Origin of the sequence: Bifidobacterium kimbladii (assembly GCF_032193675.1) — a bacterium.
GTDB lineage: Bacteria > Actinomycetota > Actinomycetes > Actinomycetales > Bifidobacteriaceae > Bombiscardovia > Bombiscardovia kimbladii.
The window spans coordinates 314,800-328,093 of the sequence record NZ_JASTZZ010000002.1; the positions used below are offsets into that span (position 1 = coordinate 314,800).

At 52.6% G+C, this 13,294-nt stretch carries 8 protein-coding genes; all 8 read right to left on the reverse strand.

The features are described from left to right. Positions 1-1,496 precede the first annotated feature (1,496 nt). The 8 genes from QRX41_RS04615 to QRX41_RS04650 all read right to left on the reverse strand — a co-directional run bounded on the left by QRX41_RS04615 (position 1,497) and on the right by QRX41_RS04650 (position 13,277). A complete protein-coding gene (locus QRX41_RS04615) occupies positions 1,497-3,104 on the reverse strand; it encodes an ATP-dependent nuclease (protein ID WP_313839018.1) in 1,608 nt (535 codons plus the stop codon). Between the two features lie 1,994 nt (positions 3,105-5,098). Then, the gene (locus tag QRX41_RS04620; protein ID WP_313839050.1) at positions 5,099-6,748 is read right to left on the reverse strand and encodes a DEAD/DEAH box helicase; all 1,650 of its coding nucleotides are present in this window, start codon (positions 6,746-6,748) and stop codon (positions 5,099-5,101) included. Between the two features lie 202 nt (positions 6,749-6,950). Next, a complete protein-coding gene (locus tag QRX41_RS04625) occupies positions 6,951-7,481 on the reverse strand; it encodes a heat shock protein transcriptional repressor HspR (RefSeq protein WP_024627809.1) in 531 nt (176 codons plus the stop codon). Between the two features lie 52 nt (positions 7,482-7,533). Beyond that, a complete protein-coding gene (locus QRX41_RS04630) occupies positions 7,534-8,538 on the reverse strand; it encodes a DnaJ C-terminal domain-containing protein (RefSeq protein ID WP_024627810.1) in 1,005 nt (334 codons plus the stop codon). 146 nt (positions 8,539-8,684) lie between these two features. Further along, the gene (gene grpE / locus QRX41_RS04635; protein ID WP_313839021.1) at positions 8,685-9,410 is read right to left on the reverse strand and encodes a nucleotide exchange factor GrpE; all 726 of its coding nucleotides are present in this window, start codon (positions 9,408-9,410) and stop codon (positions 8,685-8,687) included. A gap of 1 nt (position 9,411) precedes the next feature. Beyond that, a complete protein-coding gene (dnaK, locus tag QRX41_RS04640; RefSeq protein ID WP_198178561.1) occupies positions 9,412-11,310 on the reverse strand; it encodes a molecular chaperone DnaK in 1,899 nt (632 codons plus the stop codon). Between the two features lie 229 nt (positions 11,311-11,539). Then, positions 11,540-12,139, reverse strand: a complete 600-nt coding sequence (locus QRX41_RS04645) for a YesL family protein (RefSeq protein WP_313839024.1) — start codon at positions 12,137-12,139, stop codon at positions 11,540-11,542. Between the two features lie 16 nt (positions 12,140-12,155). Then, a complete protein-coding gene (locus tag QRX41_RS04650) occupies positions 12,156-13,277 on the reverse strand; it encodes a glycoside hydrolase family 172 protein (RefSeq protein WP_045924220.1) in 1,122 nt (373 codons plus the stop codon). Positions 13,278-13,294: the final 17 nt, after the last annotated feature.

A 13,294-nucleotide genomic window follows, 5' to 3' on the forward strand; every position in this document is an offset into this window, starting at 1 on the left:
TTTATTTATATGTTGCTATCAACAAACAGATGGCGGCATCCTAAGCCCATATATCCTAAGAATTCCATCTCGCTTTCTCTGTTTGAAGCTCTGTACAAGTTGGTACTGATTTTGCAATCTGGGGTGGAGGAGGAAGAGTCAGTTCAACAAGGCAATGATCTGAAATAGGTCTGCCTCAATTGACAACCATTTCCACATCATATAGATTTCACACGTGCGAAACGATTAAACGGCAACTCTCAGAAAGAATCTCGGATCCAACCATGGCAGACTCTAAATCTATACATGACTGGACAATGATTTCAATCAACACTAATCTATCAATCTTTAGGAATATACTGAGTCCTAGATAAAGATGCAAAATCCCATACGTCGTCTCAACCAAATCCCCGTTCTTTAGCCTGCAACCATACAAAAGCCATGGCTTTGACTCTCTCGAGAACAAAGATGAGCCATAGTAGTTCTCATCACGATTGTCATTTGAACCATAAATTACTGCAGTTTAAATCCTATGAGCTTGAGCCCAATCCACCATTATGACTTGACTCTTTTTATTTACAAAATATCCATAGTATTGCAGCTCTTTTTTAAGAAACTAAATATAATAAGTTTTGAATGCAATACCTCGTTAATTTCAATTGTATATTTTGTTACGTTTCCCTACTCGTTCCGCCAACACAGATCCAACTGATGCTGTGCGCCAACCCTTGTTCATCACTCAGCAATAAGAACCTTATCCACACCACTCTGTATACAAACATTAAATAATAGATTTTCTCAATCGAAGCAGTGGTTCCCTTTACTACGACACACCATTAGAGTGAGCAAACACCTTTCCCGAAGGTTAATAGCAAAACATTGTTGAAACCCGTCCCTACTTTCTCGATACCTCTGGTTGTTAGATGAGCTTCTTCTAAGATAGACAAATTAATCTAGGCTGTGTTTAACTCCAAAAGTCCAAATACATATAGCTGATTAGCCACATTCTTCGACACCTAGCAATTCCATACTCAATAATGCGAGATATTTTCCAAGTTGTGTATCCACTTATTATCACAATGACGTACATTCACGTGACTATAACCGAATCATCGATGTTTGTCGGTTAATTAATTTGGCTGTTGATCACATTCTGCAATCTATTTGTCTAAAATGTATAGAGATTAATGTACGCACTACGAGAGTGATAATCGATTATAGCGAGCTATATTAGATTGATAGATCTTATCACATCTTAGCCGTTAGCTTTCGAAGCAAAGTGCCCGATTGCAACAATTTTAACCTCATGTTGGTGGAACTCAAAATCCATTAGTATCCATCCAACTTTCAAAAGGTAATTTCCGACAATTTTTCACTCTACTTTTTCTAGTTAACATACCGGTGGGCCGAATAATACATCTATACCCATCAGAACAGATCTAAATCAAAATTATACTCACTATCTTTTAAAGCGACGATCCGTTTCTTTTAATGCCCGGTAATTTTCATCTATAGAATTAAGCTTTTAAGGGGTTTTGCTGTAGATACTTCAATATCTTTATCATTATCTCAATTGAGCTTTTTAACTGTTCATCTGTAAACTTGTTGTCTTTATCAGGATCATCGTCTCTATGTGGATGGTCAATCATATTACGTATACCTAAAGGCAAGAATTCTGTCACTTTACAATGATGTTTTATTCTATCATCGTATCGAACTATATATTCGGTTTGAATCGATTGCTGTTTTGCTATCTCCTTCATTTCGTTGCCACAAGCCTGAATAGTCATATCCTTAGGTTCTGAAGTCTGCTTTTTTCTACAGACAGCCTTTCTATGATTGAGAATTTCATAAATATCCCCAAAAAGCTCAATGTGGTATTCAACTGTTGGTATATCAAAAGCGAAATAGGTAATCTCTGATAAAGATCTGGGTCTATCGGCCTTCTTTCCGGGCATATTCACTGTGGTAACACCGTCATCAGCTCTTAACATAAAAAGTGCATCATGACTTTCTTCAATATCTCTAATCATGTAGGGAGAATGTGTTGTTATCAGCAGCTGGTTCCCTTCGGTGCTCAATTGTTCTAAAGCCTTGGCTAGTTTAATCTGTGCTCTTGGGTGAAGGTATGTGGTGGGCTCATCCAGGCAAAATAATTCATTTTTTTCCGTGCCATTTGTCTGATCTGCCAATAACTCAATTACAGCAAGCGCAAATGCCCGCTGCATTCCTGTACCTTTTTCCTCAAGCCCTGTTTCAATACCGTTTTCTTCTCTTAGGATTACCGTTCCTTGTTTAGTAAAACTCTCAACCGACGGCGGATCAAATTGGAAACGAACGCTATTATTTCCACCATATTGCTCATCAAGTTTGTCTTTCAAAGCAGACAAAGTATCTTCAACCAAATCAGCAAAATTCTTTTCATCATGATGTCCATCATCATTTTCAATGAACAGGTTTTTATGAGCTACTTGAAATTCTTGCCACAGGTTACCCTTTTTGAGACTCTCTAATTGCTGGCCGATCAATTTGCCTAATGCCTTATTGGGAGAGAAGTCAGCTACAGTTTCTGGGGTATCCTCCGCCCAGACGAAAACCGGATCGAGTAATCGTTGGACGAGAGCTGGTATACCTGTAGGATTTTCCCATGTCTGTTCGTCTTCTGATTCTGCCTGTTCATCTTCTGATTTAGGTTTGCATATAAATATCTTTTTGGAATCGGATGCCAGTCTTTTAATTTTCAGTTCATAGATCGGCTCTTCCACATCAGGCAAACTTTTCTCAAATAAATATTTCCCAAGCCTATCAAACTTATGATCTTTCAAAATGGTTTTACTTGATAAGTCCTGATTCTCATCATCATTTACTGTCACCTCACTTGAGGAAAAAGTGATAATAGCCGTTACATAACATTCCGCATCAGAACAAGGTTCGTTGCTTCGAAAGATAACATCAGACGGATTCTGTCCTCTTCCCAACCCCGATCGCAAAAATGATATAGCACGCAATATGCTGGTTTTACCAGAGTTATTATTCCCAACAAAAAAATTGATTCCTTGAGATAATCTCAACTCTAAGTTTTGATGGCAAAGAAAATTCGTCAAGCTAAGCCAGGATATATACATGATTCCACCCCTTCATCGATAAAATCAACATGGCAATACTACAAATCAGTAGCATTATACTTCCGTCACGCTTTGGCGCAAAAACGAATTCCGAACCTATTCAGAAACAATTTGTAAATTTAACTTATTTTACTTTAACTACAAGTATATACTATCCGAATAATGGTCTTTTTTGCAATTACTAATCTCATGTCAGATCACGAACAGCATGTCTAGTTCACACCTAAATTATGGTAAGGGAGTAGGCTGATGAAGCCACTGGAAAGCCTATCCAGAACCAAGCAATTCCCTACTGAAATCATCAGGCATCGCTAAAACACTGTCCAACTTCTTCTTTACACGTCGTTGTCCTCGATAACGTTACTACTTTACCCCCCCCTGTCCTTATGCATAAACTATTAAGAATATCTATTCACCTTAAAACTGCAATCTTGGCCTGCGTACTAGGTATATTCGATTTCTCGAAAGATATTAAAAGCAGCTCTCATAGCACATAAGGAACAAATGCGATTAAATACAGATGGAACGCCTAATCTAGGCTTTAACCATTTATTCATTTAATCAAGTAGTGCGTAGTCGATTGAAAGTCATTGAACCCAATTTTTATAGTTTAACATGTTGCTCTATTCTATATAAAACCGAGATATATATACCACATGTAGATGGCTTATTATTGCCATTCCCCCAGACTAAGAATGTCAGCACACCTAGCACAAGTCGCTTTAGTATTCACTTCTGCATACCCAAGTGCCAAATTCTGGATTTGACCTGTATGCGGATACGAATGCGCCAGGCGACATGACCCGCTGACTAAAACGGCTTATACCTTACAAGCGTTAGAATTAACAATTATTCTATCCATGGCTTGAAACCTGTAGGTTACGCAAACTTTGCTCACCTTGACCGCACTATTATGAACCAATTCTGACTTTTCACATGAAAATCGAAGTAACGATACAAATGGGCATGTTTGCTCAATCTCGTTATTACCAGTGAGATGAATCCTATACCCAGCATTAGAGCATATTGAAACGTCAGTCTTGAACTTAGAACTGATGCTGTGACAAACTGTTGCAGCCTTTGACCAACCGGTGTCGAACAGCCAAGAAACTATATGTGATGCCAGCCAAGAAGTCGGGGGTGGTCATAGTCACACTTTTCAAAGTTCGCCACATTCTGAACATGGTGGGAATGGAAACAAAAGAAAACGTCTTGTTGCCGAACAAAAATTAACCTAATCAGCTCAGCGACTTCGGACTCATAAGCAAGGACGCCGACAAAATCACAAATGATCCTCCACACAGTCGGGAAGACAGCTCCGACCCTCTGCATTTCAACGAAATGATTAGGAATGCAATCTAGAATCCTAGCTTCAAAGACGGGCTGTATTATTGGTCAGTATCGGCTTATACGGGATGACGAATAACATTCCATGGCTGATTGACAGCATGTCTAAAAAAGGACAATTGCTTAATCGTCCTTAATCAATGCGTGCCTGATGATATTCTTGCCTTCTGCGCAAACAATTGCCGTCCGCAAAGACCTACCATATAGCCAGAAGTACGTGGCCGAGCTCAAACTGCTTGTAACTAAGCGGTAACTGCGATGGACTTGACCTTAGACCTGTGCCATCCTCAACATTCGTTTGGCGTCCATTCGCTGACTAAGACCACTCCATCAGAATAGCAGCCCTAATTGTGCATCAACAGGAGCGGGGGGGGGGGGGCAATTAGCTGTCAGCTCGGTCTGAACAGCCGGGTCCCATCCCACCGACATCCATACCCTCTTGCAGCTATGTCTGCAGCAATCATGACCCTAAACCGGCAATTCGATAAATACCTTATATAACGATCTTTTATCACTGTGATGGGTTGCCACGCAACTGAGTTACCGAGATGTCATTGCGCTTCCTATAGCTAGGCCAACGTTAATTCAATCACCATCGGCATCAATAACCACGATGGGCGCATTATGCAAACGCGCCCATCGATGAATCAACGCCTGGAGGCGGAGCGGAAGGGGTTATCGTCACGACGATGGCGGCGATGACCACGGCGGAACCCACGACGGTCTGCATCAAAACGAGAGCCGGCACGGCCGCTGCCACGGCCATGGTCGTGACCATGGGTCCGCTCGCTGCTGCCGGAATGACGATGGCCTCTGGTCCTGCCGTCCAAGGGGCCATCCTCACGATCGAATGCCGGTCGGTCACCAGACCGCCGGGAACGGTAAGGCCGACGATCCCGGTCCCGGCCTGCAGCCCTAGCCTGGCCGCCGCGATCGAAATGCCTGTCGGACCGGGAACGATCCCGATGTCCGCTTCGGCCGCTACGGCCTCCACGGGCAGACCGGCCGCCCGAGGCCTGCGGCTGCTCGGCCTGCAAGGACCAGCCGTGCACCTGCTTGGCTACGGGCCCTACGAGTTCGGTGACCTCGGGCGAGTCAGCGGTCACCTGAACCGGCTTGGCATCGATATGGGCCATGCGCAGCATCCGCCTGGTGTCGCGCCACTGGTCGGGCAGGACCAAGGTGACCACGTCGCCGGAACGGCCGGCCCGGGCCGTACGCCCTGACCGATGCAGGAAGGACTTGGAATCGGCCGGCGGATCCACCTGAACCACAAGGTCTACGTCACTGATGTCCACGCCGCGGGCGGCCACGTCGGTAGCCACCAGGACCTTCACCTCGCCCCGTGAGAAAGCCCCTAGGTTGCGATCGCGCTGGTTCTGAGAGAGGTTGCCATGCAGCTGTGCGGCCGGTATGCCGTTGTCAATCAGGTTCTTGGCCAGCTTCTTGGCCTGGAACTTGGTCCGGGTGAAGAGAATACGACGTCCGGTGCCTGAAGCCAGCTTGCGCACGAGATCATGCTTGGCGGCCTGGGTGGTGCGGAAGATGTGGTGGGTCATCAGATCCACATGCTGTGTTGCCGAGTCCACCTCGTGAATCTTGGGGTCCTTGAGGAAACGCTTGACCACGGCATCCACACCGTGGTCAAGGGTGGCCGAGAAAAGCATCCGCTGACCGCCCGGGCGAACCTGGGCCAGGATCCGCTCCACGGCAGGCAGGAAGCCCATGTCAGCCATCTCGTCGGCCTCGTCCAGCACGGCGATCTCCACGTCCTCCAGGCTGAGTTTGTGCTGACGGAGCAGATCCTCCAAGCGACCAGGGCAGGCCACCACAATCTTGGCCCCGCGCCGAAGGGCATCGACCTGACGGCCCTGGCCAACGCCGCCGTAGACGGTGCAAGTTCGCATGCCGTAGGCCTGGGCCAGGGGGTTGAGAACCTCGTCGATCTGATTGGCCAGCTCGCGGGTGGGAGCCAGAACAAGGCCGCGCGGGCGGGGCAGGCTGCCTGATCCGGCGGCACCCCCTCGGCCGTGGCGAACCCGTCCTTCCTCATCGGCAGCCAGTCGAGCCACCAGGGGGATGCTGAAAGCCAGGGTCTTGCCGGAACCAGTCCGCCCCCGGCCCAGGATGTCACGGCCGGCCAGGGCATCAGGCAGGGTATCCCGTTGGATGGGGAAAGCGCTGGTCTTGCCGTCCTTGCGCAGGACGCGGACCAAGGGTTCAGGCACCCCCAGCTGGTCAAAAGCCATAGGTTCTACAGCAGAATTGTCGGAATTGGACGAATTGGAATCGGGCATGGATGAAGCAGTCACAATGACCTTTCACAACAGGGAAGAAAACGGTACTGTCGGTCGACAGTTCGCAGGCCGCGTGCAAAGCAGAGAATGACGAATTTCGCGCAAGCGGTTTCCCCGTACTCAAAGCATTCAGGCGACGATCAGCCGCAGCTCTTGGGCTAGCGGCCGACCCGTACACCATAGCACAGGCCCCTCACCTGCTTCAGGAGCGTACGCTCCAGACGATCAGCGATTTGGACTCAGTCGGATCGGCCTCGTCATGCGTCGTGTCCTGCCGCCAGAGCCGGGCCCTGCTGGACCGCCTGACTTCGACGACCCGGCCGTCGGCAGCGGCGGCGAACATGCTGGATCCCTGTGACTGGTGGGAGCGGCGCAGCTGGCGCCTCAGCTGACGATTCTCCTCGGCTAGGGCCAGGATCCTGGTCACCCCGGCCAGGTTGATGGACTCGTCCTGGCTCAGATGCTGAGCCTGACCCAGCCGGTCCAGATCCCGCAGGGAGTATCGGCGTGCACCCCCCTCGGTCCGTTCCGGCACGATCAGACCCAGCCGGTCGTATTGGCGCAGGGTCTGCGGATGGATGTTGGCCAACTGCCCGACCTGGCCGACGCTGAAGACCGGCAGCTCGATGTCCAAGCCGGCATCATCGGCAGCATCCAGACTGATGCGCCCGGCCACCAGACCGCGAGCGCAGGCCAGATAGATCCGCCTGGTCTCGGGATCCACCCTGACCATGATCATCACTCCTTTCCGCTGTTCGTTCCAACCTGATCCTGCATCGGGATCGTCATATCTTCATGCGCTCGCCGGCGATCCGCTCGTCGAAATCACCGCTGGACTTGGCAAAGTCACGCATGGCCTTCTTCTGGGCCATGCCCAGCCGGCCTGGCATGCGGATCTCAAGCCGCCCCACCAGGTCGCCCTTGCCGCGCCGGTCTTGTACCCCCTTGCCGGCGATGCGGATCTCGTCGCCGCTGGAGGAGCCGGCCGGGATCTTGAAGGTGACGACCTGGTCGTCGATGTCCCGGGCCTGGACCTTGGCCCCCAGGGCAGCCTCGGATACCGTCACCGGCAGGGTCATGACCAGATCCCTGTCCTTCATGGTGAACCGCTGGCTGGGCTGGACGCTGATCTGCAGGTAAAGGTCGCCATTGGCGCCCCCGTCCCTGCCGGGCCTACCCTTGCCAGCCAACCTGATCCGCTGGCCATTGCGAACCCCAGCAGGGATATGCGTCTTGAAGCGCTTGCCGCCCACGCTTAGGGAGACAGTAGCCCCCTTGACCGCCTGACGGAAGGACAGGCCGATGCGCGAATTGCGATCCTCGCCCTTGACTGGCCTGGGCCTACTCTCCTGGTAGGCGGTCCGGCCGCCACCGCCGGCACCCCCGCCGAAGGAGGAGAAGATGTCAGCGAAGTCCGGCTGCCCCGAACCATCGCCGAAACGGATACGGGTGCCTCCAGGCGCTCCAGCCCCACCGAACATGGAGCCGAAGATGTCCGAGAAGGCATCGGTGTTGAAACCGCCCTGGCCGGAACCCCCGGCGAACCGGGCTCCCCCCATGCCGAACTGGCGGATGGCGTCGTACTTCTGACGTTGCTCCTTGTTGCTGAGCACGTCGTAGGCCTCGGAGATATCCTTGAACTTCTCCTCAGCCTCCTTGGTCTTATTGAGATCGGGATGGTATTTGCGGGCAAGCTTGCGGTAGGCCTTGGTGATCTCCGCTTCGCTGGCGTCCTTGGAGACACCAAGGACCTTGTAATAGTCCTTGCTCAGCCATTCATTCTCAGCCATCCATGTCTCCTTTCCTCATAAGCTACGAATGTATCGAATTGGAATCCGCCCTTTCGCGTGCGGCGGCGGGCAGGGCCATAACCCACCAGCCGCCGCGTGCGAAGGCGTCTATTCAGCCTGCGGAAGGTCCGCAATCACCGTCCCTGCTACTGCCCGGGCGAAGTCACCACTACCCTGGCAGCACGAATCACCCGGTCACCGATCCGATAGCCTGCCTCAACGACCGTGTCAACGGTCTCTTTCTCGGCCTTGGGATCCGGCTTGTGCAGGATGGCCTCATGCTTGGTGGGGTCGAAGTCCTCGCCTTTCTCACCGAACTTCTCGACGCCGAATTTCTCGAAGGTCTTGTCGATCTTCTTGGCCACGGCCTGGAAGGAGTCGTCCATCTGCCCGTGCTCCTTGATCCGGTCAATGTCATCAAGGGCCGGAAGAAGCGCGGTCAGCACATCCACGATGCCATGCTGGCGGAAGATGTCCTGCTCCTTCTTGGCACGGTTGCGGAAGTTGACGAACTCGGCCCGCTCGCGCTGGAGGGCCTCCAGGTAATCGGCGGCCTCCTTCTTGGCCTGGCCCAGAGGAGTCAGCCCATCTGATCCCTTGTCGGCGCTCTCCTCCTTGGCCGAGTCAGCATCAGTCTTGTCATCAGCCTGAGCATCCGCTGACGACGCGTCCTTGACGGAGGAATCCGACGAGGACTGGCTAGCCGCCTGGCTCTCGTCTGCAGCGCTCTTGCCGGCATGACGGCCGCGAGCCGCTTCCTGATCAGGCGTCGAAGCGGCGTCGGAGGCCTTGGCCTCGTTCCCGTCCGGTTCGCCGGCGGCGGCCGGGTCGCCCTTCAGCGGCCCGGCATCATCCTTGTCGAAGGCCGACATGTCACTCGCCGTCCTTCTTCTTGTCGTCGTCGTCCACGACCTCGGCATCCACCACGTCGTCATCGGCGGACGAAGAGGAGCCTGCACCCGAGGCGGCACCGGAGGCACCTGCAGCGCCCTGGGCGCCTGCACCGTCAGCGGAGCCCTGCTGGGCGTAGAGGGCCTGGCCGATCTTCTGGGCAGAGGTCATCAGCTCGCTCTGGGCGTTCTTGATCTTGTCCATGTCCTCGCCCTTCAGAGCCTCTTTCAGAGCGTTGACCTTGTCGGTGACCTCCTTGGCCACCTCGTCGGAGATCTTGTCCTTGTTGTCGTTGACCAGCTTCTCGGTCTGGTAGGCGGCGGACTCGGCGGCATTGCGGGTGTCTGCGTCCTCACGACGCTGCTTGTCCTCGGCCTCGTGAGCCTCGGCCTCCTTGACCATGCGGTCGATCTCGTCCTTGGGCAGGGCGGAACCGCCGGTGATGGTCATGGACTGCTCCTTGCCGGTGCCCTTGTCCTTGGCGGAGACGTGCACGATGCCGTTGGCGTCGATGTCGAAGGTGACCTCGATCTGAGGAACGCCGCGCGGAGCCGGAGCGATGCCCGTCAGCTCGAAGGTGCCCAGGGGCTTGTTGTCACGGGCGAATTCACGCTCGCCCTGGTAGACCTGGATCAGCACGGAGGGCTGGTTGTCCTCAGCGGTCGAGAACACCTCGGAGCGCTTGGTCGGGATGGCGGTGTTGCGGTCGATCAGCTTGGTCATGATGCCGCCCTTGGTCTCGATGCCCAGGGAGAGCGGGGTCACGTCGATCAGCAGCACGTCCTTGCGGTCGCCCTTGATGACGCCGGACTGCACGGCAGCGCCGACAGCCACGACCTCATCAGGGTTGACGGTCTGGTTGGCTTCCTTGCCGCCGGTCAGTTCCTTGACCAGGTCCTTGACGGCGGGCATACGGGTGGAGCCGCCGACCAGCACCACGTGATCGATGTCCTGAACCGAAATGCCGGCATCGTGCAGCACGTTGTTGAAAGGCGTGCGGCAGCGGCCCAGCAGGTCAGAGGTCATCTCTTCGAAGTGCGCCCGGGTCAGGGTCTCGTCCAGGTGGACTGGAGTCCCGTCGGGGGTCATGGCCAGGTACTGCATGGAGATGCTGGTGGAGGAGGAGGAGCTCAGCTCCTTCTTGGCCTGCTCAGCAGCTTCCTTGAGCCGCTGCAGGGCGATCTTGTCCTTGGACAGATCCACGTTGTACTTGTTCTTGACCTCGCTGACCAGCCAGTCGATGATCTTCTGATCCCAGTCATCGCCGCCCAGCTTGTTGTCGCCGTTGGTGGCCTGGACCTGGATGGTGGAGAAGCCGTCGTCGTCCTTGCCGATCTCCAGCAGGGAGACGTCGAAGGTGCCGCCGCCCAGATCGAAGACCAGGATGCGCTCATCCTCCTTGCCCTTCTCCAGGCCGTAGGCCAGGGCCGCGGCGGTGGGCTCGTTGATGATGCGCAGGACGTTCAGGCCGGCGATCTTGCCGGCATCCTTGGTGGCCTGGCGCTGAGCGTCGTTGAAGTAGGCAGGGCAGGTGATGACCGCGTCGGTGACGGGTTCGCCCAGGTAGGACTCGGCATCCCTCTTGAGCTTCATGAGGATCTGGGCCGAAATCTCCTGCGGGGTCCACTTCTTGCCGTCGATCTCGACGGACCAGTCGGTGCCCATGTGACGCTTGACCGAGCTGATGGTCCGGTCCACGTTGGTGACCGCCTGGCGCTTGGCCACTTCGCCGACCAGAATCTCGCCGGACTTGCTGAACGCCACCACCGATGGCGTGGTCCGCGCGCCCTCAGCGTTGACGATTACGGTGGGCTCGCCGCCCTCCAGGGTTGCAATGCAGGAATTGGTGGTTCCCAGATCAATGCCAACTGCACGTGCCATACTCATTACCTCCTGATGAAATCGGGGCGTAGGGCCTGACCCTGCACCTCATCGTTCACGTTCTCCGCTCGCGCTTCGTTCGTGGTCCCGATGGCCGGCTCCCGTCGGCCCGGGCAAGCAGCTATCATGACCACTCCGAAACTTGAGCCTACATCACTCAACTTCTTCTGGCAAATATTATTCCCGACCAAGTAAACGATTCCTGCATCAGTTTCAGATGGTCACTTTCTTATGCGACGTAGGAACGCATTGCATAATTTAAAATTGCGCTCTTAACCATGACCAAGCCTCCAGGCGCCACCAGAGCAAGCAAAAAAAGACCGCGTGGCATAACAGCCATCGAGGCGAATAGAAGTACGAAAATGAGGCAGTCAAGCATTACGATCACTACGGTATATGGCCATTTAGTCAGCCCGAAAATCAATGAATTCTTCAATGTTCCCACAAGAGAGTTGGCAAATCGCGCCTGTAACCACCAAACCCACTCAAAACTGATTATCCAAAAACAGGTAGCAATAAGCTGTGGAGCCAGCAACGCCCATGAACGCACAACAATCCAGAGGACTATCAAAGCAGCACCAGGAATACCAAGAATCAGCCACAGGATGGTTGCTTGCATAAAATTGCTTTTAAAGGCAGCGAAAAAATCTCGTGTCACATGTCCGATGCCCGCCAAAGATCTCCTGGCCGCATAATTCGCAGCGACCAAAGCAGAGCCTGCAGTAATTGCGGGCAACGATGCCACAATCATCAAGATGGTTATCCATACTGCATCAATAACCGTAGATAGTCCACGCATAAAGGCAGACTCTGGCGACAGAAAATGCATGATGTTCTTTTCGACGTCACCTAGGCATCAGCAGATTTGGATCAGGCTTTTCGACAACAGTCGGGAAAGGCAGATGCGGTTCTGTTTGATACCAATAAGCCACAGTGGCCACATCATCCTCCCGCTCGAACATTCCGCTCTCGCGGCCTCCTATCTGCTGCCATGTGACCCGCAAATCCTGATGGAAGATAATTGGGTCCATTAGGTGCCATCGATACATTCCCCGAACTACAGGACCTGAGTCATCCCAATAATCACTGGCTTCACCCCCAGATGTCCGCGAATAGAATGGGTAGCCCATGAAGGCCCTATTATAGGTCTGTTCATGCATGGCATCTTTATTTGTTTCCGATCGAAAACTCCAAGCACCACCGAAATAATCCTCAGCACCAGTACTGCACCAGGTAGGAAATTGGTTATCTCCATCGATGAAGAATTTAAACTCACCTTCGCCCCACCATCGTGATTGCAAAGCAGTAAGGGCCAAATAGGTACCCACATATATTCCGTCACCCGCTACACCGTCAAGCAGGGTGTAATCCTGTTGTCTAGTAGTGACAGGTTCCCGCCGCCACTGAGCGTGGAACCTCATCAGCTCGTCAGGCAGTGCATCATTAAGTTCATAATCGATCTGATAAAAGACTGATTGCACATCCTCGTCGTGGTTGTTAACCAGCACGATTCTAGCCGAGCTGAACGGCATGGGGAAGTAGCAATTAAATCCTCTCGTTGGGTTAACGCAGATAGGTAAGGAATCCACCAGAGCACTCCGTCCATGTCCGCAGCAGAAGAAATCACCCAAAGGAGAGACGACCGACGGTCTCTCTTCACCATCCCAATAGATTTTAATTAACAGATTCCGAAGAACATACAAACCCTGTGGCGAAGTGGCATCCGTGACAGTGAACCACATATGCTTGATGATCCCCGGCTCCTGAATGTCTGCAATAGTGACTGTTTCGCCGCGGCGCAGAACTGGCAGACTGGGATGCCCTTTTCTGGTAAACCCTAAAGGACTGCTTGAATTTCCAGCTTCCCCTTTGCCCCCCTGAGGATTTTCCCCATTTATGCACCTAGTCACACCATGCCTGGGCCTCAGCAGGCGATAAAGCAGGTCATTCTCGTATGCTTGCACCATCAATCGCACCATTCGCT

Coding starts and splice junctions, on each gene's coding strand:
- QRX41_RS04615 (WP_313839018.1), bottom strand. CDS start 3,104: ATGTATATATCCTGGCTTAGCTTGACGAATTTTCTTTGCCATCAAAAC.
- QRX41_RS04620 (WP_313839050.1), bottom strand. CDS start 6,748: ATGCCCGATTCCAATTCGTCCAATTCCGACAATTCTGCTGTAGAACCT.
- QRX41_RS04625 (WP_024627809.1), bottom strand. CDS start 7,481: ATGGTCAGGGTGGATCCCGAGACCAGGCGGATCTATCTGGCCTGCGCT.
- QRX41_RS04630 (WP_024627810.1), bottom strand. CDS start 8,538: ATGGCTGAGAATGAATGGCTGAGCAAGGACTATTACAAGGTCCTTGGT.
- grpE (WP_313839021.1), bottom strand. CDS start 9,410: ATGTCGGCCTTCGACAAGGATGATGCCGGGCCGCTGAAGGGCGACCCG.
- dnaK (WP_198178561.1), bottom strand. CDS start 11,310: ATGGCACGTGCAGTTGGCATTGATCTGGGAACCACCAATTCCTGCATT.
- QRX41_RS04645 (WP_313839024.1), bottom strand. CDS start 12,139: ATGCATTTTCTGTCGCCAGAGTCTGCCTTTATGCGTGGACTATCTACG.
- QRX41_RS04650 (WP_045924220.1), bottom strand. CDS start 13,277: ATGGTGCAAGCATACGAGAATGACCTGCTTTATCGCCTGCTGAGGCCC.